The sequence below is a fragment of the Pseudomonas sp. NPDC078700 genome, from assembly GCF_044542375.1.
Lineage (GTDB): Bacteria > Pseudomonadota > Gammaproteobacteria > Pseudomonadales > Pseudomonadaceae > Aquipseudomonas.
In genome coordinates, this window is sequence record NZ_JBITUI010000002.1 from 752,949 (window position 1) to 774,170 (window position 21,222).

At 55.9% G+C, this 21,222-nt stretch carries 19 protein-coding genes; 9 read left to right on the forward strand and 10 right to left on the reverse strand.

Going from position 1 to position 21,222, the window contains the following annotated elements; all coding sequences use genetic code 11:
- Window positions 1–31: 31 nt before the first annotated feature.
- The 6 genes from ACIGCM_RS09240 to ACIGCM_RS09265 form a co-directional block, all read right to left on the reverse strand.
- The gene (locus tag ACIGCM_RS09240; protein WP_397501744.1) at window positions 32–958 is read right to left on the reverse strand and encodes an ABC transporter permease; all 927 of its coding nucleotides are present in this window, start codon (window positions 956–958) and stop codon (window positions 32–34) included.
- A gap of 52 nt (window positions 959–1,010) precedes the next feature.
- Window positions 1,011–2,108 carry an ABC transporter permease gene (locus ACIGCM_RS09245; protein ID WP_397501745.1) on the reverse strand — a complete coding sequence of 366 codons (1,098 nt, stop codon included), beginning with the start codon at window positions 2,106–2,108 and terminating at the stop codon, window positions 1,011–1,013.
- Between the two features lie 10 nt (window positions 2,109–2,118).
- Entirely contained in the window at window positions 2,119–3,660 is a 1,542-nt protein-coding gene (locus ACIGCM_RS09250; protein WP_397501746.1) for an ABC transporter ATP-binding protein, read from the reverse strand.
- Window positions 3,661–3,872: 212 nt separating this feature from the next.
- The gene (locus ACIGCM_RS09255; protein WP_397501747.1) at window positions 3,873–4,436 is read right to left on the reverse strand and encodes a DUF922 domain-containing protein; all 564 of its coding nucleotides are present in this window, start codon (window positions 4,434–4,436) and stop codon (window positions 3,873–3,875) included.
- Window positions 4,433–5,017, reverse strand: coding sequence for an IMPACT family protein (locus ACIGCM_RS09260; protein ID WP_397501748.1), 585 nt, complete (start codon window positions 5,015–5,017; stop codon window positions 4,433–4,435). The genes ACIGCM_RS09255 and ACIGCM_RS09260 overlap by 4 nt, the downstream gene beginning before the upstream one ends.
- Window positions 5,017–5,682, reverse strand: a complete 666-nt coding sequence (locus ACIGCM_RS09265) for a TetR/AcrR family transcriptional regulator (protein ID WP_397501749.1) — start codon at window positions 5,680–5,682, stop codon at window positions 5,017–5,019. Before ACIGCM_RS09265 ends, ACIGCM_RS09260 begins: the two co-directional genes overlap by 1 nt.
- Window positions 5,683–6,215: 533 nt before the next feature.
- Here ACIGCM_RS09265 and ACIGCM_RS09270 point away from each other — a divergent pair.
- From ACIGCM_RS09270 to ACIGCM_RS09295, 6 genes are all read left to right on the forward strand, one after another.
- A complete protein-coding gene (locus ACIGCM_RS09270; RefSeq protein ID WP_397501750.1) occupies window positions 6,216–7,247 on the forward strand; it encodes an ABC transporter substrate-binding protein in 1,032 nt (343 codons plus the stop codon).
- Between the two features lie 64 nt (window positions 7,248–7,311).
- Entirely contained in the window at window positions 7,312–8,346 is a 1,035-nt protein-coding gene (locus ACIGCM_RS09275; RefSeq protein WP_397501751.1) for a Rieske 2Fe-2S domain-containing protein, read from the forward strand.
- Window positions 8,343–9,179 carry an ABC transporter ATP-binding protein gene (locus tag ACIGCM_RS09280; protein ID WP_397501752.1) on the forward strand — a complete coding sequence of 279 codons (837 nt, stop codon included), beginning with the start codon at window positions 8,343–8,345 and terminating at the stop codon, window positions 9,177–9,179. The genes ACIGCM_RS09275 and ACIGCM_RS09280 overlap by 4 nt, the downstream gene beginning before the upstream one ends.
- Before the next feature lie 55 nt (window positions 9,180–9,234).
- Window positions 9,235–10,038: an ABC transporter permease gene (locus ACIGCM_RS09285; protein ID WP_397501753.1), complete on the forward strand. Its 804-nt coding sequence runs from the start codon at window positions 9,235–9,237 to the stop codon at window positions 10,036–10,038.
- A 232-nt stretch (window positions 10,039–10,270) separates the two neighbouring features.
- Window positions 10,271–11,707, forward strand: a complete 1,437-nt coding sequence (locus tag ACIGCM_RS09290) for an amidohydrolase family protein (RefSeq protein WP_397501754.1) — start codon at window positions 10,271–10,273, stop codon at window positions 11,705–11,707.
- Window positions 11,704–12,666, forward strand: a complete 963-nt coding sequence (locus ACIGCM_RS09295; protein WP_397501755.1) for a PDR/VanB family oxidoreductase — start codon at window positions 11,704–11,706, stop codon at window positions 12,664–12,666. The genes ACIGCM_RS09290 and ACIGCM_RS09295 overlap by 4 nt, the downstream gene beginning before the upstream one ends.
- On the opposite strand, the gene ACIGCM_RS09300 is transcribed toward ACIGCM_RS09295, so the two are convergent.
- The 4 genes from ACIGCM_RS09300 to ACIGCM_RS09315 all read right to left on the reverse strand — a co-directional run bounded on the left by ACIGCM_RS09300 (window position 12,663) and on the right by ACIGCM_RS09315 (window position 17,467).
- A complete protein-coding gene (locus ACIGCM_RS09300; protein ID WP_397501756.1) occupies window positions 12,663–13,943 on the reverse strand; it encodes an NTP/NDP exchange transporter in 1,281 nt (426 codons plus the stop codon). The two genes, ACIGCM_RS09295 and ACIGCM_RS09300, sit on opposite strands and share 4 nt — an antisense overlap.
- A gap of 2 nt (window positions 13,944–13,945) precedes the next feature.
- On the reverse strand, window positions 13,946–14,869 hold the full coding sequence (locus ACIGCM_RS09305; protein ID WP_397501757.1) for an aldo/keto reductase: 924 nt from the start codon (window positions 14,867–14,869) through the stop codon (window positions 13,946–13,948).
- Window positions 14,870–14,953: 84 nt separating this feature from the next.
- On the reverse strand, window positions 14,954–16,348 hold the full coding sequence (locus ACIGCM_RS09310) for a nucleobase:cation symporter-2 family protein (RefSeq protein WP_397501758.1): 1,395 nt from the start codon (window positions 16,346–16,348) through the stop codon (window positions 14,954–14,956).
- Between the two features lie 198 nt (window positions 16,349–16,546).
- A complete protein-coding gene (locus ACIGCM_RS09315; RefSeq protein WP_397501759.1) occupies window positions 16,547–17,467 on the reverse strand; it encodes a LysR family transcriptional regulator in 921 nt (306 codons plus the stop codon).
- 278 nt (window positions 17,468–17,745) lie between these two features.
- On the opposite strand from ACIGCM_RS09315, the gene ACIGCM_RS09320 reads away from it, so the two are divergent.
- The 3 genes from ACIGCM_RS09320 to ACIGCM_RS09330 all read left to right on the forward strand — a co-directional run bounded on the left by ACIGCM_RS09320 (window position 17,746) and on the right by ACIGCM_RS09330 (window position 20,982).
- Window positions 17,746–19,092 (forward strand): aspartate aminotransferase family protein, encoded by a 1,347-nt coding sequence (locus ACIGCM_RS09320; protein WP_397501760.1) that lies wholly within the window; start codon window positions 17,746–17,748, stop codon window positions 19,090–19,092.
- Window positions 19,092–19,385, forward strand: coding sequence for a cupin domain-containing protein (locus tag ACIGCM_RS09325; RefSeq protein ID WP_397501761.1), 294 nt, complete (start codon window positions 19,092–19,094; stop codon window positions 19,383–19,385). Before ACIGCM_RS09320 ends, ACIGCM_RS09325 begins: the two co-directional genes overlap by 1 nt.
- Before the next feature lie 100 nt (window positions 19,386–19,485).
- Window positions 19,486–20,982 (forward strand): CoA-acylating methylmalonate-semialdehyde dehydrogenase, encoded by a 1,497-nt coding sequence (locus ACIGCM_RS09330; RefSeq protein ID WP_397501762.1) that lies wholly within the window; start codon window positions 19,486–19,488, stop codon window positions 20,980–20,982.
- Window positions 20,983–21,222: the final 240 nt, after the last annotated feature.

The window sequence follows — 21,222 nt, forward strand, 5'->3', positions numbered from 1 at the left end:
AGACCATTGCTGATCTGCCTTGGAGTGCTAACTAGTGACCCGGCTGCCAAGGTTTACCCAGTGATACTGGCGCAAACAAACGGGTTTTGATGGGGTCCCGTGACAGCAACACCAACACCACAATGGTCGCCACATACGGCAGCATCGCCAGCAGGTTTGAGGGGATCGACAAACCCACACCCTGGGCGACCAAATGAATGATGCTGGCCAAGCCAAACAAGTAAGCACCCAGCAACACACGGAATACTCTCCAGCTGGCAAACACCACCAATGCCAAGGCGATCCAGCCGCGCCCGGCGGTCATGTTTTCCGCCCACATTGGCGTGTAGGCCAGTGACAAGTATGCGCCAGCCAAACCGGCCATGGCTCCGCCGAATACCACGGCCAGTGTGCGTACGCGCAGTACCGGTAAGCCCATGGCGCTGGCAGCGTCCGGGTTTTCCCCCACGGCTTGAACAATAAGGCCGATACGGGTTTTCAACATCACCCAAGCGACCAGCGCAAACAATGCAAATGACAGGTAGATCAGTAAATCCTGAGCGAACAGCATGCGCCCAATCAGCGGGATTTCACTGAGCAAAGGAATGACTACAGGCTCAAAACCAGTCAGTGGTTTACCCACCCATGCCGCGCCGACAAATGTCGATAAACCCACGCCGAAAATAGTCAGGGCAAGGCCTGTGGCTACTTGATTGGCATTGAAGCCCAAGGCAACTGCAGCGAATAGCAGCGACAAGAGCATGCCGGCAGCCATCGCCAGAATCACCCCCAGCCAAAGATTGCCGGTGCTGAACGCGACGATAAAACCGATCACCGCGCCAAACAGCATCATGCCTTCCTGACCCAGATTGAGCACGCCGCTTTTCTCGCAGACCATTTCACCCAGTGCGACCAACAGCAGCGGCGTGCCGGTGCGCACCATGGCGAAGAAAATATTGCTCAGTAAGTCGATATCCATACAGCATCCTCACATTCTGCTAATGCGTCAGGAAAACCCAACGCAACTGTTCTTAGGCCAAAGCGTTTTGCGCGACTGTGCGTTTTGTCCATTTCCACTTAACGCGTGGGCGGTACAAAATCAGCACGTCACAGGCGAGCAGGAAGAACAGCATCATTCCCTGGAATAACTGGGTAATGGCTTGCGGCAGGTTCATTGCCATTTGCGCGGTTTCGCCGCCCAGATAAAGCAGCGCCATCAGCAAGCTGGCAAATACGATTCCTAACGGATTTAAACGACCCAGAAATGCCACCGTGATTGCCGCGTAGCCATAGCCGGGTGATACCTGCGGTACAAGTTGACCAATTGGCCCTGCGACTTCACCCACACCGGCAAGCCCCGCCAATGCGCCGCTGACTAACAAGGCGAACCAGACCAAGCGTTTTTCACGGAAGCCGACAAAACCAGCGGCGCGGCGGTCAAGACCGAGTACTTTGATCTGAAACCCCAGAAAGCTCTTTTGCAGCAATACCCAGACCGCGACAAGGGCGAGCAGGGCGAAGTACAGGCCGGCATGGACACGACCGTCTTCAGTTAGCAGCGGGAGTCGGCTGAAATCACCAAACATGGCTGATTCCGGGAAGTTGTAACCTTCCGGGTCTTTCAGCGGGCCATGCACGAAGTACAGCAGCAGGTTCAGGGCGATGTAATTGAGCATGATGCTGGTGAGGATTTCATTGGCATTGAATTGAGTGCGCAGCCACGCCGTCAGTCCTGCCCATGCAGCGCCTGCGGCAACCCCGGCACTGATGACCAGAACCAGTGCCCAGCGACTTTCCCAGTCAATGATATGTACCGCCACGGCGCTGCCTGCCAATGCGCCAAGTAAGAGTTGACCTTCGGCACCGATGTTCCAGATGCGGGCGTGGTAAGCCACCGCCAGCCCCAAAGCACAGAGCAGAATCGGCAGAGCTTTGACCAGTAATTCAGACACGCCGTACCAGTCGCTCAGGGGCGAAATCAGCAGGGTATGCAAGGTCAGCAATGGGTCGAGGCCGAGCACTAGAAACAGCAGCGAGCCACTCAGTAATGTCAGTGCAGCAGCCAGCAGAGGTGAGAGCCAGAGCATGGCGCGCGATTGCTGACCGCGAGGTTCAAGGGATAACAACATAAAAACTCCGTCAGCTCAGAACTGCGTCAGTATTGAATTGGCCGGCCATCCAGCGGCCAACCTCAACCGGATTGGTCTCAAGGGTATTGGCCAGTGCCGACAGCTTGCCGCTGCTGAGTGCACCGATGCGATCGCAAATCTGGAACAGCTCATCGAGGTCTTCTGAGATCACCAGAATTGCCGCGCCAGCATCACGCAAAGCAATCAAGGCGCGGTGAATCGCCGTGGCCGCGCCGATATCAACGCCCCAGGTAGGATGGGCCGCGACCAGTAATTTAGGGTTTTGCATGATCTCGCGGCCCAGAATGAATTTCTGCAAGTTGCCGCCAGACAAACTCCGCGCTTGCGTTTCGGCGTTCGGGGTTTTGACGGCAAAACGGCGGATGATCTCTTCAGCAAAACCCACCACCGCATTGCGCTTGACCAAGCCGTTACTGACCAAACCCTGTTGGAATGCAGTGAGCAGGGCGTTGTCGCTTAAACTCATGTCCGGCACTGCGCCGTGACCCAGGCGCTCAGCCGGGACAAATGCCAAGCCCAGTTCGCGCCTTGCATCGGGCTTTAGGTGTGCCACTGGCTGAGTGGCGAACTTGATACGCGTGGCGTCACGCTTGGACAGTGGCTGTTCACCGCTGAGCAAGGCCAGAATCTCATCTTGACCATTACCTGCGACGCCAGCGATTCCCACTATCTCGCCACTGCGTACATCAAGGTGTACATCACGCAGTGAGGTGCCGAATGGGTCTGGGTTGTGCCAGGACAGTTTATCGACTTGCAGGAAGTGTTCACCGCCACTGACTTTCGGGTGGCGCGTCTGCAGTCCTTCGGCCTCGCCGACCATTAACCTGGCCAGATCCAAATCTGTACAGTCAGTCGGAATGCAATGGCCGGAGACTTTGCCCCCACGTAACACGGTGGCGCTTTGACAAAGGGTGCGAACCTCACCGAGCTTATGGCTGATAAACAAAATGCTGCAGCCTTCATCAGCCAGTCTGCGCAGGGTGACGAACAATTCGTCAGCTTCTTGCGGCGTCAGTACTGATGTGGGCTCATCGAGAATCAACAGTTTGATGTCCTGCATCAAGCACCGCACGATCTCGACGCGCTGGCGCTCACCAATCGACAAGCTGTGCACCAACCGTTCTGGTTCAAGCGCCATGCCGTAGCGCTTTGAAACCTCACGGATCTTCGGCTCCAGCTGTTTGGGTGTGCCAGCTTGGCTACCCATGGCCAGTGCGATGTTCTCCGCGACGGTAAGCGTTTCAAACAGCGAGAAGTGCTGAAACACCATGCCGATGCCGAGGTTACGCGCCATAGATGGATCACGCATGGTCAGCGTTTCACCCTGCCAGCGTATTTCACCGGCATCGGGCTGGGTGACGCCGTAGATGATTTTCATCAAGGTGCTTTTGCCAGCGCCGTTCTCGCCAAGCAATGCATGGATTTCACCGGCCTGAATGTTCAGATCAATCTGATCATTGGCCACGCAACCGGGATAGCGCTTGGTGATGCCGCGCATTTGTAAACGCGCAAGTGGTGTTGAGCTAGACATAGGCAGTGACTCAAAAAAACGACTGCCGCAACTAAAGCAAAAACTTGGCCAGTCAGCGTAAAAACTTGGCCGGTAGGTCAGAAAAGCCCCTGGCAGCGGTGCCGTGCTCTGGGCGTTGTATTGCTGAATCTGTTATTGCGCCAATTCGGGGCGTCGATGTGGGCTGGGGGAGCATTTTCAGTGCGTGCGAGTGTTACTGCCTGACTCGCGGCTTAGGGGGCGGAGAGGTAAGCGCCCTGGGTTTTACCGTATTCGGTGTCTTGGTCGTAGCGTTTGCCTTGCTCGGTAGCATCTTGCAGGATGGCGTGGCCCAGTTGGTTAGCTGTGCGTTCAAGGCTTGTGCAATCAGGTTGCGTGGGCAATTTCGCCAGTTGTTGGTCGATACGCTGAGCGGCGGACTGGCCGATCGCGTAGTGACCCAGTTCATGCTGGTTAAGGGCCTTGAGGTAAGTGTCGAAGCGCTGTTGTTGATCGCTGCTGGCCAGAAATAACGCAGGCAAGGTGATGTGACCGTAGAGCTTGGTGGTGACTTGGTCGATCTGGCAGCGCCCATCGGCAAGCGGGTTCCAAGTGAATGACCAGTCGATCCGCCACCGGGTGTAGCCGTGGTAGGTTTTGCCGTCGATTTTTATCGGCGATGCGGCTGAGATTGCTTGCGCCAGTGTCGGTTGGGCGTTAGCCCAAACAGTGTATTCGCTGCGCTCAAGGCGTTCGTTGACTTGCGCCGCTGTGGGCAGGGCCGCACACAATAGGCACAAGCCAAACCGGTGGCTCATGGTGCGCTAAGCAATTCACGGCCCCGGGTGAGGTCGGCCATCAACTGGGCGAATTCGTCGAAGCGCTGAGGATTAATCGCCAAGTTCAAATCGACGCCTTGGGCGGTGAATTCTTCGTGTTCAATCAGCACATCAAACTCACTCAGTCGGGCTTTAAGGCGTGGTAACTCGGCAAAGTAGCAATGGCAGTTGCAATGCACACGCTCGACCAGTTGCAAGCGCTCGCCCGCTTGTAGGCACTTATTGGCACCACCCCCGTAAGCACGGGATAACCCCCCCGTACCCAGCTGAATGCCACCGTACCAGCGGATAACCAGCACCACCACTTGGTCGAAACCCTGGCCCTCGATCGCCGCCAGAATTGGCCGGCCCGCAGTGCCGCCCGGTTCGCCGTCGTCATTGAAGCGGTATTGCTGGCCGACCTTCCAGGCCCAGCAATTATGGGTAGCGTTGCTGTCACTGAACTGATCAATAAAGGCTTGGGCGGCCGCTGGGCTGTCAGCGGCCGCGGCCAGCGTGATAAAGCGACTCTTACGGATTTCTTCCTGATACTCACAAGGATTGGCGAGGGTATGGACCATCAGACTGTTGGCGGCGTCAGCCCGCACCCTTTGAGTATGATATGGATCAGGTTATTGGTTGCTTCTTCGAAGTCTTGTTTGGTCAGGCGTGAGCGCCCGCTAACCCGGCAGATTTGGGCAGCAAAGTCGGCGTAGTGTTGGGTGCTGCTCCACAGCAGGAAAATCAAGTGAGTGGAGTCAACCTGGTCTATCTTGCCCGCTGCAATCCAGCCATCAAACACTGCGGCACGGCCACGAAACCAGCTGAGGTAATCTTCATTGAAGTATTCATTCAGGCATTCGCCACCGCTGATTACTTCAATGGCAAAAATCCGCGAAGCCTTGGGCTGGCGTCGGGAAAACTCCATCTTTGCCCGGATGTAACGGCTTAAGGATTCCGCAGGGTCATCATCCACCGTCAGGTTGTTAAAGGTGCTATCCCAGAGCTCGATGATATTGCTCAGGACCGCAAGGTAAAGCCCGAGTTTGTTGGTGAAGTAATAGTGCAGGTTGGCTTTTGGCAGGCCCACATTCTGCGCGATGGTATTCATGCTGGTGCCTTTGAAACCATGGCGGGCAAATTCTTCTTCCGCTGCAAGCAGAATGGCTTCTTCATTCTTCTGACGGATGCGCCCTGCAGGTTTACCGGTGTTGTTGGCGTGATGGGCTGGCACTTCGAGAGTCATGGGCAGTTCCGAATTAATCTGTGAGCTGTGCTAGTGAACAGATACCCGAGTGGCGCTTAGGTGACAAGCTCGACAGCTAAAAAAATACTGCGGGCACCTTATCGACGTAAATCTGCACGGATCTGGTGCGTACTTATTTGTGAGTGCGCAATCTTGATGCTGTTCGTTGTCTGGAATTTCCAGTCTAGTTTATGCAAGTGCTCTGCGGCGCGACTTTGTAGATCTTGGCACAGCCTCTGCAAGAGCTGATGTGAGTAGAAGCGGTCAGTGTCGATAACGACGCGGGACATTGCTCTTGTAGCCACCCGGTTACACACCCGGTATTGGGGTGCTTGATTCTGGCTTTAGAGCCGAGAACGAGAGAGATGTCAGACATGCGCTACTTGCCACTTCCTCGCTCTACCTCAGTGCAATCTCAGCCATTCGGCGTTGTTGCGCGTGCTCAACAGCACCCCGCCGGTTTCCCTCGCAGTCAGACTCATATCGAGTTTGGCGCGGCTTTCAATGTGTCTTCCCCTTGGGAGAGTTTCGCCATGAAATCACGCAGTGCTTTGGGTTCTACCGCTTCTTTACTTCGCCGCTTACTGCCAGTGGCGCTGCTCAGCGCAAGCGTGGCAGCACCTCTGGCTCAAGCTAATGACAAAGTCGTCTTGCTCACATCCTGGTATGCCCAGGCCGAGCATGGTGGTTTTTATCAGGCTGTTGCCAAGGGCATTTATGCCGAGAACGGCCTCGATGTGACCATCAAAATGGGTGGGCCTCAGGTCAATGGCATGCAGTTGCTGCTCAACAAACAAGCCGATGTCATCGTCAATTACGACCTGCAAGTGCTCAAGAGTGTTGAGCAGGGCATGCCGGTGGTGGCCATTGGTGCGCCATTTCAGGGTGATCCGCAAGGCATGCTGACCCATGACGATGTTAGCGGGCTTGATGGTCTTAAAGACAAAACCGTACTGGTTTCAACCTCTGGGCAAACCACTTGGTGGCCATGGTTGAAAAGCCAATATGGTTTGAGTGATGCGCAGGCGCGTCCCTACACCTTCAACCTGCAGCCATTCTTCAATAACCCCAATGCGGTGCAGCAGGCTTACGCCAGTTCTGAACTGTTCCAAGCCACCAAGGCGGGAAAGAACCCAAAGTTCTTCCTGTTTGCTGATGCCGGTTACCCACCTTACGGCTCAACTCTGGTGACCCGCGAGGATGTGATTGCCCAGCGCCCTGAAGTGCTTAAGCGATTTGTTGCCGCCACCATGCAGGGCTGGAAAAGCTATCTGGCGGACCCTGCACCGGGAAATGCACTGATTAAGAAAGACAACCCAAGCATGGACGATGAACTGCTCGCATGGGGCGTAACCAAGCTCAAGGAGTTGAAGCTGGTTGAGGGCGGTGATGCAGCCACTCAAGGCATCGGCGTGATGACCGATGCGCGCTGGCAGGCCACCCGCGACTTTATGGTCAAAAGCGAGCTGCTCAGAAACGACACTGACTGGAAAAAAGCCTATAGCACGGCGTTTGTACGCGACTTAAAGGTGTTGCCACAGGCTAACGAAACCGCTGCACGTTGACCCCTATTTCCGCGCTGCCAGCAACGTATTGGCAGCGTGTAGAACCGAGCTAGAGGAATGTTCTATGTTAGTTACTCAACAACCCGTATTGCGTCGTTTTTGGTATGCGCTGATGCCTGTCAGCCAACTGGCTGAAGGCCCGCAACCGTTCACCTTGTTAGGCGAACGCCTGGTTATTTTCATGGGCAAACAAGGGCCGGTAGCGCTCGCAGATCGTTGTTGTCACCGCACCGCACAGTTGTCCAAAGGCTGGGTAGAAGACGGGGTCATTGTTTGCGGTTACCACGGTTGGCGCTACGACCAAAGCGGCGCTTGTGTATGCATTCCGCAGCAGGCTGAAGGCGCACCTATTCCCGCTGGTGCTCGCACCGACGCTTATCATTGCGCTGAAAAATATGGCTATGTATGGGTCTGCTTGGGCGAGCCCCTGCAAGATATACCGGTGTTTGAAGAAGATGGTGCCCCAGCGTACCGGCGCATCTTCCAGTTTTATGAAGAGTGGAAAACCAGCCCGCTGCGCTTTATGGAAAACAGCTTCGATAACTCGCACTTCTCCTTCGTGCACAAAGCCAACTTTGGCATGATTAACCAGCCGCAACCGTCGAAGTACAACCTCGAACAAACCGAGTGGGGCTTTGAGGCTGAAACCATTGTGCCAATCAACAACCCGCCTGCCGGATTCCGTGTGACAGGCACCGATACCCCGACCACCACACGGCATCTGTTTAACCGCTGGCACTTACCCTTTGTGCGCCGCTTCGGCTGCACCTACCCCGACAGCGGTATTCACCACATCATTTATAACTGCGCGACACCGATTGATGACAAGCGCATTCAACTGGTGCAGTGGTTGTATCGCAATGACAGTGAAGAGGCGATCAGCACTGAAGAGTTGATTGCCTGGGACGCGCCCATCACCCGTGAGGATCAAGAGATTCTTGAAGCCACGGACTACGACGCCTGCGTTGATACGCGCCGCCGCGTGGAGTTCCACATGGAGTCTGATCGCCCGGGATTAATCATGCGCAAGATGCTCTTCGAGTTGCTGCAAAAGCATGGCGAAGAAGAGCAGTTCCGCCCAGCCGGTCTGCCGTTATGAATGCGGCGTTGAATGCAGCGATGCTTAACCAGAGCGTTCCGCACAGTGCCGGGCCGGATGTGCCTGTGTTGTTGGCCAATGGTATCGAGAAAACCTACGCCAATGGCACTCACGCCTTACAGCGGCTGAAGTTGGAAATCGGTCGCGGCGAGTTTGTTTCTCTGTTGGGGCCTTCTGGCTGCGGCAAGAGTACCTTGCTGAAAATGTTTGCGGGTCTTGAGCAGCCGTCGGCCGGGCACGTGCGCTGGTGGGGCAAGGGCCAGATCAACCACAGTGCTGCTGAGCAGAAGTTGGCGATGGTCTTTCAGGAAGCCACGCTGATGCCTTGGGCGAAAGTGGCCGATAACGTGCGCCTGCCACTTGATCTGGCCGGTGTGCCCCGCACACAAAGTCAGCCTCGGGTGGATGAGGCGCTGCAACTGGTTGGCTTGGGTGAATTCGGCCATGTGTATCCACGGGAATTGTCGGGTGGCATGCAGATGCGTGCATCAATCGCCAGGGCCCTGGCCACCGAGCCGAACTTGCTACTGATGGATGAGCCCTTTGGTGCGCTTGATGAGTTCACCCGTAATCGTCTTGATAGCGATTTACGTAAGCTCTGGGCCGCCCGAGACCTGACCGTGGTGTTTGTCACCCACAGCATTTACGAGGCGGTGTACCTCTCGTCGCGCGTGGTGGTGATGGGCGCTCGGCCCGGCCGGGTGATAGCCGACGTGGCGATCAAAGGGCCGCAACAGCGCGATGATGCGTACCGCACTTCAGCCGAGTTTATTCAGCAATGCGCAGAGCTTTCGGCATTGCTGGCTGAAGCTAACGCGGAGGGCGGCCATTGAAGATTCAATTAGGTTGGGCTTTTGAGCGCGAATTGGCGGCTTGTGGAGGTGGGAAATGACTGCATCGCATGTGCCATTACTGGCCAACCCCAGCGTGCAGCGCATTGCTGCGCCGTTGCTGGTCGGGGCTGTCTTGCTTGGGATCTGGCAGATTTTGTGTGTCGTATTGCAAGTCCCGGTGTATCTGGTGCCCAGTCCGGCGGACATAGGCCGTACTCTGGTCACTGACGGGCCACTGTTATTGGGTTCGCTGTGGGTCACCCTAAAAATCACCCTGTTATCGTTTTTGCTAGCGGTGGTGCTGGGTGTGTTGGCTGCATTCCTGTTTGTGCAGAGCCGGGTTATTGAGGCGAGTTTGTTCCCCTATGCCATTTTGTTGCAGGTCACACCGGTGGTAGCGATTGCGCCGCTGATCATCATCTGGGTCAGCAATACCACGTTGGCGCTGGTGGTCTGTGCGACGCTGGTGGCGATCTTTCCAGTGATCTCAAACACGGTATTGGGGCTGCGCAGCGTTAATCCGGGGCTGCTTAATTTGTTTAAGCTCAACCGTGCAAGCCGCTGGCAAACCCTGTTGCGCTTGCGTATCCCCAGTGCGCTGCCGTTCTTCTTTGGCGGGCTGCGCATTGCCAGCGGCCTGGCACTGATCGGTGCGGTTGTGGCTGAGTTTGTCGCAGGTACCGGAGGTACGGGGGCGGGGCTGGCGTATCAGATCTTGCAGGCTGGGTTTCAGATGAATATCCCGCGTTTGTTCGCTGCGCTGGTGTTGATCTCTCTGACTGGGGTACTGCTGTTCAGTTTGATGGCGGCATTGGCTCGGGTGAGTCTGGGGCATTGGCACGACAGCGAACAAGGCTAAGCCAATAGCGACTGCGCCGAGTGCACACCCGCTGTTGAGACGCTGCTTAAGATGTTCATGTTAGGGCGTTAAGTCGAGTGCGCCCCCGGTCGTTCTTGCTCAACGTCTTATCCAGCATTGCCGTCGCTCGCTACGCTTTTCTGATACTGATTAACCTATTAATGGCCTCGCATTGAAACGGCGGGCCGTATCAGTTGGTTTATTAAAGGCCAGCTTGATCAGGAGATGCTCTATGAGCGCTAACACCAGTTGGCTTATACGTAATACCAGCGCGATTATGACGGGGTTGTCTGGCAGCGCAGCACGCGTTGCCGGGCCGGATATTCGGGTGGTAGATGGGCGCATTGCTGCAATCGGCCAGTTACAACCCCAAGTCGGCGAGGCGCAAATTGATGCCCGCGATTGCGTGGTGTACCCGGCATGGGTCAACACTCATCATCACTTATTTCAATCTTTGCTCAAGGGAGAGCCGCAGGGACTCAACCAGAGCCTGACCCCTTGGTTGGCTGCAACACCCTATCGGTTTCGCGGGGCTTTTGATGAGCAAAGCTTTCGCTTGGCGGTACGCATTGGCCTGGTTGAGCTGGCCCGTTCGGGTTGCGCCACGGTGGCTGATCACCATTATTTGTATTACCCGGGCATGCCCTTCGATAGCGCGGCGATACTCTTTGAAGAGGCCGATGCATTAGGTTTGCGCTTTGTGCTGTGCCGTGGTGGTGCCACCCAAACGCGTCAGCTTGAAGCCGACTTGCCGCAAGCTATGCGCCCGGAAAAACTCGACGCCTATCTGGCCGATGTCGAGCGCCTGACTCAGCGCTATCACGACCCCGCAGCAGACGCGCGCCGCCGTATCGTGATGGCACCGACCACCACCTTGCATTCCACCACTCCAGATGAGCTGCGTGAAACCGCACGCGCTGCCCGCCAGTTGGGCATTCGTATGCACAGCCACCTCTCGGAAACCGTGGATTATCTAGATGCTGCGCGCGGCAAATTCAACATGACCCCGGTGCAGTTCTGCGCTGAATATGAATGGCTGGGCAACGATGTTTGGTTTGCTCACCTGGTTAAGTTGCTGCCCGAAGAGATCCGCATGCTTGGCCAGACCGGTACCGGTATCGCCCATTGCCCGCAAAGTAATGGGCGATTGGGTAGTGGAATAGCGGACATCGTTGCATTGGAGGCAGCAGGGGTGCCGGTGTCAATCGGCGTTGATGGCGCGGCCTCGAATGAAGCCGCCGACATGCTCAGTGAAACCCATGCGGCTTGGCTGTTGCAGCGCGCCCGTAAAGGCCAATTGGCCGAGCCGCGTTATGCAGGAGGCCAGTTCGAAGGTGGGGCTGACGCGGCGAGTATTGAAGACGTGGTGCGCTGGGGCTCAACCGGGGGTGCCAAGGTGCTTGGGCTGGATGCGCTGGGTGGTTTGGCCGTCGGCATGGCGGCGGATCTGGCAATCTATGGTTTGGATGATCCCCGTTATTTCGGCCTGCATGACTTAGCCATTGCGCCAGTAGCCTGCGGTGGCCGTGCTCGTCTACAGGCGCTGCTGGTCGGCGGAAAACGGGTGGTAGAGAATGATCAAATCGCCGGTCTGGATATGCTTGCCTTAGGCCGTGAAGCGGCTGCCGCCGTGCGCGGGCTGCAGCAGCGTGCGGGGCTTCGCACATGAGTTGGGTCGAGATGAAAGTTCGTGGCTTACGCGAGGAAGCCGAAGGCATTCTTGGCCTTGAATTGTGCTCGGTTAGTGGCGATGGCTTGCCCTTTGGTTGGACCCCAGGCGCTCATGTGGATCTGCAAATGGGCAGCGGTCTGGTGCGCCAATATTCCTTGACCAATCTGGCCGAGGAAGGCTGTCTTCGTCTGGCTATCAAGCGCGAGCCAGAATCGCGTGGCGGCTCGCAGTGGTTGCATGAGCAACTGAGACTGGGGACTCGTTTGCAGGTCGGCACGCCGCGTAATCTATTTGCCTTGCAGCCGGGAACCAGCCCGGTGGTATTGGCCGCAGCGGGGATTGGGATTACGCCATTATTGGCCATGTACCGCGCCTGTCGAGCGCAGCAGCGGCCGGTTCATTTGTATTACTTTAGCCGCAGCCCCGTGCACAGTGCTTTTCTCGACCAACTACAAAGCCAACCTGATGTGAGTTTGTTTAGCGGTTTATCCAGTGCTGAAATTGCTCAGCAATTACCTGGGCTCTTGGCCGGCCGCCAGCCCGGTAGTCAGCTGTACAGCTGCGGCCCCCATGGTTTTATGGATTGCGTGTTTGAGTCAGCAATCGTCGCGGGCTGGCCGAGGGATGTGCTGTACCGTGAGCACTTCCAGGCACCGTTGCAATTAGCTGATGCGCCAGCCAATCAGGCACAAGCCGTGCAGCTGATGCTCACCAAGAGCGACAAGCAGGTTGCTGTTCAGTCGGGCGAAACATTGGTGGCCGCCGCAGCGCGGGTGGGGGTGGAGATCACGACCTCTTGCGGCATGGGCATGTGCGGCGCTTGCATGACCCGGGTTGTCAGCGGTGAAGTTGATCACCAAGACCAGTACCTGTCTGATGCTGAGCGCGCTTCAGGCATGTGGATAATGCCCTGTGTTTCCGGCTGTTCGGGGAATGAACTGGTGCTTGACCTTTAAGGCTCCGGGGCTGGCGACTGTTTTTTGCGTTGGCCGCCCAGATACCAACCAAGCAGTGCCCAAACAGCTGCACACACGGCCCCCGCAATTGCAGCGATCATTACGCCGTTGGCCAGATTGTCGATCAGCGCCTTGGCCCAGGCGCTGGCGGCATCTCCGGCACGATAAACCACGGTGTCGATGAAATTCTTGGCTTTGTACTTGGTCTGCGCATCCAAGGGTGCAAAGAGCATTTCACGGCCCGGACGCACGCAAGCATATTCACCCACCCTTCGCACAATCATCAAGGCGGCGAGCATGGCAAAGGTCGGTGCCAACGCCAAACCGATGAAGCCCAGGCAGACCAGAAACGGCACGCCGGCGAGCAGAGCGCGAATGCCAAAGCGTTGGGCAATACGACCGGTGATAAACAACTGCGCGAGCAATGACAGCGCCTGTACGGTGAAGTCAATCAGGCCAAAGACACGCACCTGTTCATTGCGGTCGGTGAAGGTTTCGGCAACCAGGCGAGCCTGCTCAAAGTAAAGAAAGGTGCTGGCCGTGGCGAGCAAAATCACAAAAGCGCTGATACCTAATAAATAGGGTGAGCGCAGTACCTGAGTGAAACCACTGAAAGGGTTGCCGAGCACTGGTTTATGCGGGCTTTCATTGTGCTCAGCGCCCGGCCGGCCTGCACCATCGATGGCGCGCCAATGCATCAAGTAACCTTTGCTCAGCAGGGCCAGTGCAAGCAGGGCCGCAGCGCAAATCATTAAGCCGCTTTCGCCAAGTAGATCAATCAGTAGCGCACCAAAGGCCGGACCAATCAGCCCGCCGCAGCTGGCACCGGCCGCGATAAAGGCGAACAGGCGCTTGGCTTGCTGGCTGTCGAAGACATCGCTCATCAGGCTCCACGCCACCGACACTACGAAGAGGTTGTAGACCGACAGCCACACGTAAAAACTGCGAGCCAGCCATACGTCTTGTTCAATCAGGCTAAACAGCCCGGCAAAGCCCAGCAGATTAAGGATGAAAAAGCCGTAGACCCAGTCGATATAGCGTTCGCGCGGGACATGGGAGTTGAGCCAGGCGAACAGCGGCACGGCAATCAGCATCAGGACAAAAGTGGCACTGAACAGCCATTGCAGGTTCTCCACTCCGCCAACAATGCCCATTGCCTCACGAATCGGCCGCAGCATGAAATAGCCACTGAATAGACACAGAAACAGGGCAAAACCACTTAAGGCGGCCAGCAGCTCATTAGGTTTGGCATTGATGGCGTTGGCTAGCCGCTCCATCCTCAGCTAAATGCCTGAATGATCCGCTCACGTAATGCTTCATCAGGCAATCGTCCCATGCCTGCCTTGATGTTGTCGGTGACATAGCGCGGTGTCGAGGTGGCCGGGAGTACGGCCGTCACGGCTGGGTGAGCGAGAATGTACTTGAGCAGTAGTTGCGCCCATGACGTGGCATCGGTATCAATTGCCCAGCCCGGCAAGGACTGGCCTTTGACCTTGCTCAGCAACTGACCCCGCATAAACGGGCGGTTGACCAGTACGGCAATGCCGTTGTCCGCACAATATGGCAGCAACTGTTTCTCGGCATTGCGTTCGCCAATCGAATAGTTGAGCTGAACAAAGTCGGGTTTGTGTTTCTTCAGCGCCGCCAGTAAGTCATCGTGTGCAGACTCAACATAGTGGGTGATTCCCGTGTAGCGAATCTTGCCTTGTTCTTTCAGTTCACGCATCAGCGCCATTTGCGTTTGGGTATCTTGCAGGTTGTGGACCTGCAGCAGATCGACTTTGTCGGTTTGCAACGCTTTTAGGCTGTCGTTGAATTGGGCGAGGCCATTGTCGCGGCCGGTCGCTGATAGTTTGGTCGCCAAAAAGGCTTTGCGCTGAGTATCAATGCGCTTGAGCAAAAGGCCGGTGACCACCTCGGCCGTGCCGTAGCTTGGGGCGGTGTCGATGAGGGTTGCGCCACCATTGATAAAATTGCGCATGACCAAGTCGAGCGGCTCAATGCCCTCTGCATTAGGGGTAACGTTAAAGGTGCCTGAAGTGCCCATGCCAATCGCGGGAAGCATCTCGCCGCTGCCTGGTATTTTGCGGCGAAGTAATTGGCTGGGCTCACTGGCGAAGGCGAAGCTCGGCAGTAAAGGTGCTGCAGCAGCTAAACCCAGTAAGGCTGCACTGCGTTGAATGAAGTGGCGGCGGCTGGACATAGGTCCTCCTTTTTGAACGGTGCGCAGCAGGCGCATCGTAGGATCATAGCCTGCTGACTGTCAGTCACAGAACGCCGCTTTCAACTAGTTGTTACCGGCTGTGTCTACCTCGGCTATTTCTACGCTATCAGTGGCCGTGCTTTGACCTTCCATCGGCAACACGAGATTGAGAATGATCGCTGTCAGCCCGCCACTGGTAATGGCGGAGCCAAAAATATTTTGCACCAGTTTAGGCAGCTGACTTAGTAACTCGGGTTGGCTCGATAGACCGAGGCCAATGCCAAAAGACGTCGCCATGATCAACAGGCTGCGTCTATCCAGAGGGGCCTGCGCGAGAATACGCACACCTGCCGCAGCAACGGTGCCGAACATCACCAAGGTTGCACCGCCCAACACAGGCTTGGGAATTTGCTGCAAGACTGCACCCACCATTGGAAACAGGCCAAGCAGAATCAGGATCGCCCCGATGTAGTAACCGACATAGCGGCTGGCAACGCCAGTTAGTTGAATGACTCCGTTGTTCTGGCTGAATGTCGTGTTGGGGAAGGTATTAAATGCCGCAGCGATCAATGAGCAAACGCCGTCACCCAATACGCCGCCTTTTATTCGCTTGAGGTACTCCGGGCCTTTGATCGGCTGGCGCGAGATCATGCAATTGGCGGTCAGGTCGCCAGAGGTTTCAATCGCTGTGATCAGATAAATCAGGGCGACCGGGAAAAACGCCATCCAGTCAAAATCAAAACCGTACATGAACGGCACTGGCAGGCTTACCCAAGGCAGGCTGCTGATGGGTTTGGGTACCAGAACACCAGTAAAGTAGGCGGCGATGCTGCCTACCAGCAAGCCGATAACGATGGCGCAGAGACGCAGCCATGGGTTGCTTAGGCGGTTCAAGGCAATAATCACCGCTAACACCAAGCCGCCCAAGGCTAGGTTGACGGGGGCGCCGAAATCCGGGGCATTAAAGCCGCCGCCAACATCGGTAATGCCAACCTTGATCAAGCTAATACCGATAATGGTGATGACAATCCCGGTCACCAATGGTGTGACTACGCGTTGCAAACGGCCGATGAACTGGCTCAGTACCATTTCGATAAATGCGCCGAAAAAGCACACGCCAAAAATCATCGCGAGTATTTCATCCGGGCCGCCGCCTCGTTGTTTAACGATGAATCCGGCAGCGAGCACCGCGCTTAAAAAGGCAAAGCTGGTGCCCTGTACACAAATCATTCCGGCACCGATGCCCAGCGGGCGGCGCGCTTGAATCAAGGTGCCAACCCCGGAAACCATCAGGCCCATGCTGATTAAATACGGAATCTGATCGCCCAGACCGAGTACACCGCCGATAATCAGGGTTGGGGTGATGATGCCAACAAAGCAGGCCAGCACATGTTGCAGCGCAGCGAAGAACGCGGCAAGGGGGGCAGGGCGGGCGTCTAGGCCGTAGATCAAGTCTGATTGCGGTGCATCAGTCGACATGCAGTTCTCCGGGCAGCGCAGGCTGCTGGGCTGGATAGGTGTATTTCCAATCCCAATGCAAAAAGCTGTCCACTTGAACAGTTTTTTGTCGAGCTCCAGATTTACTGAGTCTTGCGCGGTGTTGACGGGGTGGCTGGCAGGTTAAATGGCTGTTTTTTGCCCCTGTTGGTGTCGGTGCGCCCTTAATTGGGGCGCTTGTCAGCTGACGGCAGCCAAGGCTTCAAGAAAACTCTCAAGGACCAAGTGCGGGCGACGGCCTTTGCGGGTCACAGCGGCTAAGTTCAGGTCATAGAAGTGTGAATCTGGCTTTAGTGCGCGCAGGCGACCTTGTTGAACCCAGGCACTGGCGTAATGATCCGGCAAATAGCCAATGTAGCGGCCAGTCAGAATTAAGAACGCCATGCCCTCGCGATCAGACGCACTGGCGGTGCAGTTAAGCGCTTGGTAGTAGGTCTGTATTTCCGGTGGTAAGCGAAACGTCGGGGCGATGGCGTCTTGAGCGTTCAGACGCTCATCATCAAGCAGTTGATCATCGGCATAAAACAGCGGGTGGCCCACTGCGCAGTAGAGCAGTGAGCGCTCATCATACAGCGGCTGATAATCGAGTCCTGAAAGTGCACCGGATTGCGGCACCACACCAATATGCAGGCGGCCGTCGAGGACACCTTGCTCAACTTCGCTTGGCGGCGTCATGCGGATATGGACTCGCACATCCGGGCCGCGCTCCTTGAGCCGCGAAAGGGCATTGGTGATGCGCATGTGCTGTACCGTGACCAGGTTGTCGGTCAAACCAATATTCAGTTCGCCACGCAGGTTTTGGTGCAGGCCATTAACTTCGGTGCGAAAGCTTTCCAATGCCGCGAGTAATTGCTGAGTTGACTGAAACACCTCGCGGCCTTCTTCAGTCAGCGCAAAACCGGCACGCCCGCGCTGGCAAAGGCGCAAACCCAAGCGTTGTTCGAGGTCGCTCATTTGCTGACTGATGGCTGAGCGACCGATGCCCAGCACGCTCTCGGCTGCCGAAAAACCGCCGGATTCGACGACGCTGCGAAAGAGTTTGAGTAGGCGAATATCGAAGTCGCTGACTTGGGCAAGGGGATCTGGGCGGCGGGTGCTCATTAGTTTAGTAACCGGTTAACTAAAGATATGAAGAGTTAAGTTTTACCAACTTTATGCCCGTGGCACCTTTACTGGCAAGCGTACTTCTAGGGATCTTCTGAAAAAGGTCGCGAGCGAAGAGAGTACAAGGCGTAAAGATGCGAGAACCGCTCGGGGTCGCGCCGACTTTAGTTGTCCTAAATGAGCATTTTGAGCATTTTTTTAACCTAGTAATCTCTAGCGCAGTAGTTTTTCGCAGATTCCTTAACCGAACATTGTCTTCTCAGCGAGGCTGCCCCATGAATATGCCCCAGACTGCTACTCCGCCATTGACCAGCCAGCTCAAGCTGGATGCTCACTGGATGCCGTTTTCCGCCAACCGTAACTTCCACCGCGACCCACGTTTTATTGTGTCGGCTGAAGGCAGCTGGTTGACTGATGACAAGGGTCGCAAAATCTATGACAGCCTTTCGGGTCTGTGGACATGCGGTGCGGGGCATTCGCGTAAAGAAATTCAGGATGCCGTCGCCAAGCAACTGGGTACTCTCGATTACTCCCCGGGCTTCCAATACGGCCACCCGCTGTCGTTCCAGCTTGCCGAGCAGCTTGCGGATTTATTGCCTGCCGGGCTGGATCATGTGTTTTTCACCAGCTCAGGCTCTGAGTGCGCCGATACTTCAGTGAAAATGGCCAAGGCCTATTGGCGCTTGAAAGGTCAGCCTGCCAAGACCAAGTTCATCGGCCGTGCTCGTGGTTACCACGGGGTCAACATTGCCGGTACCAGCTTGGGGGGTATCAACGGCAACCGCAAAATGTACGGCCAGTTTATGGACGTCGATCACCTGCCACATACGCTGCAGCCGGGTATGGCCTTCACCAAGGGCATGGCCGAAACAGGCGGCGTTGAACTGGCCAATGAGCTGCTCAAACTGATTGAGCTGCACGATGCCTCGAACATCGCGGCGGTTATCGTTGAGCCCATGTCAGGTTCGGCTGGTGTGCTGGTGCCGCCAGTGGGTTATTTGCAGCGCCTGCGTGAGATCTGCACCCAGCACAATATTCTGTTGATTTTCGATGAAGTGATCACCGCATTTGGTCGTATGGGCAAATGGTCGGGCGCTGAATACTTCGGTGTCACCCCAGACATCATGAACACCGCCAAGCAAATCACCAATGGTGCCGTGCCGCTGGGTGCAGTGATCGCCTCCAGCGAAATCTATCAAACCTTCATGAACCAGCCATCGCCTGAGCATATGGTCGAATTCAGCCATGGTTACACCTACTCGGCGCATCCGGTTGCCTGTGCTGCGGGCCTGGCTTCACTTGAGTTGCTAAAGCGTGAAAACCTCGTGCAGCAAGCCGCTGAAATCGAGCCTCATTTTGCTAATGCACTGCATGGCTTGAAGGGTGCCAAGCACGTTGTTGATATTCGCAACTGCGGTTTGGCGGGTGCTATTCAGTTGGCTCCACGCGATGGTGACGCCGTTATTCGCCCATTCGAAGCGGGCATGGCCCTATGGAAAGCTGGGTTTTATGTACGCTTTGGTGGCGATACGCTGCAGTTTGGCCCAACCTTTAATGCTAAGCGCGAAGACCTAGATCGCGTCTTCGATGCCGTTGGCCAAGCTTTGCAAGGTGTTGATTAATGACCAAGCGCATGCAAGCCGTACCCACCGTTCAGGTTGATAATGCTGATGTTATTGTCACCGAATGGCGCTTTGCTCCGGGCAGTGAAACCGGTGCTCATCGCCACGGCTACGATTATGTAGTGGTGCCCATGACAGCGGGCACTCTGCTGCTGGAAACGCCAGAGGGCGAGAAACATGCAACCTTGGTTGCCGGTCAGTCCTACTTTCGCAAGGCGGGTGTTGAGCACAATGTGGTTAACGCCAGCGACCATGAAGTGGTCTTTGTCGAGACTGAAATCAAAGGTGCCTAATTGATTTTGACGGGGGCGCTGTAGGCGGCCTCCGTCACTTAATTTCCAAGCGAGTTGAACCTGTTCAACCGTCTTAACCTAATTGCTAACGGAGTATTCCATGAGCCAAGTTAATCACTTAATCGATGGTCAGCCAGTTGCCGGCACAGGCCGCACCGCAGACGTGTTTAATCCGTCTACAGGTGAGGTTATTCATCAGGTTGCACTGGCTGATCGTGCAACTGTCCAGAAAGCCATCGACTCGGCCAAAGCAGCCTTCCCAGCGTGGCGTAATACTCCGCCAGCCAAGCGTGCGCAAATCATGTTCCGTTTCAAGCAACTGCTTGAGCAGCATGAAGCCGCTATCTCGAAGTTGATCAGCGAAGAACATGGCAAAACCATTGAAGACGCTGCCGGTGAATTGAAGCGCGGGATCGAGAATGTTGAATACGCCTGTGGCGCACCCGAAATTCTCAAGGGCGAATACAACCGTAACGTTGGCCCGAATATCGATGCCTGGAGCGACTTCCAGCCGGTGGGCGTAGTGGCGGGTATCACCCCGTTCAACTTCCCAGCGATGGTGCCACTGTGGATGTATCCGCTGGCCATCGTTTGCGGTAACTGCTTTATCCTCAAGCCGTCTGAGCGTGATCCAAGCTCGACGCTGTATATCGCCCAGTTGCTGCAAGAAGCCGGCTTGCCAAAAGGCGTGATGAACGTTGTTCACGGTGATAAAGATGCCGTTGATGCCCTGATCGAAGCGCCAGAAGTTAAAGCATTGAGCTTTGTGGGTTCCACACCGATTGCCGAATATATCTATTCCGAAGGCACTAAGCGCGGTAAGCGCGTTCAGGCCTTGGGCGGCGCTAAAAACCACGCCGTACTGATGCCAGATGCAGACCTCGATAACGCAGTCAGCGCTTTGATGGGCGCTGCTTATGGTTCATGTGGCGAGCGTTGCATGGCGATTTCTGTTGCTGTTTGTGTGGGCGACCAGATTGCCGACGCGATGATCAAAAAACTGATGCCACAGATCAAAGCGCTGAAAATTGGTGCAGGCACCTCGGCAGGCCTGGACATGGGCCCACTGGTCACGGCCGCTGCTCGTGACAAGGTTAAGGGCTATGTGGATGCCGGCGTGGCAGCCGGTGCTGAACTGGTTGTCGATGGCCGTGGCTTCAGTGTTGAAGGTAACGAAAACGGCTTCTTCCTCGGCGGCTGCCTGTTCGACCGGGTAACCCCTGAGATGAGCATCTACCAAGAAGAAATCTTCGGGCCGGTGCTCTGCGTTGTGCGCGTCAACAGCCTCGAAGAAGCGATGCAACTGATCAATGATCACGAGTACGGCAACGGCACATGCATCTTCACCCGTGACGGTGAGTCTGCGCGTCTGTTCTGCGACGAAATCGAAGTCGGCATGGTCGGCGTCAATGTGCCGCTGCCTGTTCCGGTTGCTTACCACAGCTTCGGCGGCTGGAAGCGTTCGCTGTTCGGTGACTTGCACGCCTATGGTCCAGACGGTGTGCGTTTTTACACGCGCCGCAAAGCTATCACTCAGCGCTGGCCACAACGTGCCAGCCATGAAGCGGCTTCCTTTGCATTCCCAAGCAACGGTTAAAGCCCGGCTTTGAACGAGAAGGACCCGTCATTTGGCGGGTCTTTTTTTTCCTGTACTTTAAATGGGAAATTGCACTTCACTTGACCACCGCTTGCGTTCCCACTGACCCGTTAATTGCACGGGTGCTGACTAAGCGTTTGCATTCGACTTGACCAGCACACGGCGCATTGATGACAAGAAAAATATCCGCCAATAGCTACCTGCCGCGACCAGCTTCTATCGACCCATAGCGCTCTGTGG

Coding starts and splice junctions, on each gene's coding strand:
- ACIGCM_RS09255 (WP_397501747.1), bottom strand. CDS start 4,436: ATGAGCCACCGGTTTGGCTTGTGCCTATTGTGTGCGGCCCTGCCCACA.
- ACIGCM_RS09310 (WP_397501758.1), bottom strand. CDS start 16,348: ATGTCGACTGATGCACCGCAATCAGACTTGATCTACGGCCTAGACGCC.
- ACIGCM_RS09305 (WP_397501757.1), bottom strand. CDS start 14,869: ATGTCCAGCCGCCGCCACTTCATTCAACGCAGTGCAGCCTTACTGGGT.
- ACIGCM_RS09280 (WP_397501752.1), top strand. CDS start 8,343: ATGAATGCGGCGTTGAATGCAGCGATGCTTAACCAGAGCGTTCCGCAC.
- ACIGCM_RS09260 (WP_397501748.1), bottom strand. CDS start 5,017: ATGGTCCATACCCTCGCCAATCCTTGTGAGTATCAGGAAGAAATCCGT.
- ACIGCM_RS09330 (WP_397501762.1), top strand. CDS start 19,486: ATGAGCCAAGTTAATCACTTAATCGATGGTCAGCCAGTTGCCGGCACA.
- ACIGCM_RS09270 (WP_397501750.1), top strand. CDS start 6,216: ATGAAATCACGCAGTGCTTTGGGTTCTACCGCTTCTTTACTTCGCCGC.
- ACIGCM_RS09295 (WP_397501755.1), top strand. CDS start 11,704: ATGAGTTGGGTCGAGATGAAAGTTCGTGGCTTACGCGAGGAAGCCGAA.
- ACIGCM_RS09250 (WP_397501746.1), bottom strand. CDS start 3,660: ATGTCTAGCTCAACACCACTTGCGCGTTTACAAATGCGCGGCATCACC.
- ACIGCM_RS09300 (WP_397501756.1), bottom strand. CDS start 13,943: ATGGAGCGGCTAGCCAACGCCATCAATGCCAAACCTAATGAGCTGCTG.
- ACIGCM_RS09285 (WP_397501753.1), top strand. CDS start 9,235: ATGACTGCATCGCATGTGCCATTACTGGCCAACCCCAGCGTGCAGCGC.
- ACIGCM_RS09265 (WP_397501749.1), bottom strand. CDS start 5,682: ATGACTCTCGAAGTGCCAGCCCATCACGCCAACAACACCGGTAAACCT.
- ACIGCM_RS09315 (WP_397501759.1), bottom strand. CDS start 17,467: ATGAGCACCCGCCGCCCAGATCCCCTTGCCCAAGTCAGCGACTTCGAT.
- ACIGCM_RS09275 (WP_397501751.1), top strand. CDS start 7,312: ATGTTAGTTACTCAACAACCCGTATTGCGTCGTTTTTGGTATGCGCTG.
- ACIGCM_RS09245 (WP_397501745.1), bottom strand. CDS start 2,108: ATGTTGTTATCCCTTGAACCTCGCGGTCAGCAATCGCGCGCCATGCTC.
- ACIGCM_RS09325 (WP_397501761.1), top strand. CDS start 19,092: ATGACCAAGCGCATGCAAGCCGTACCCACCGTTCAGGTTGATAATGCT.
- ACIGCM_RS09290 (WP_397501754.1), top strand. CDS start 10,271: ATGAGCGCTAACACCAGTTGGCTTATACGTAATACCAGCGCGATTATG.
- ACIGCM_RS09320 (WP_397501760.1), top strand. CDS start 17,746: ATGAATATGCCCCAGACTGCTACTCCGCCATTGACCAGCCAGCTCAAG.
- ACIGCM_RS09240 (WP_397501744.1), bottom strand. CDS start 958: ATGGATATCGACTTACTGAGCAATATTTTCTTCGCCATGGTGCGCACC.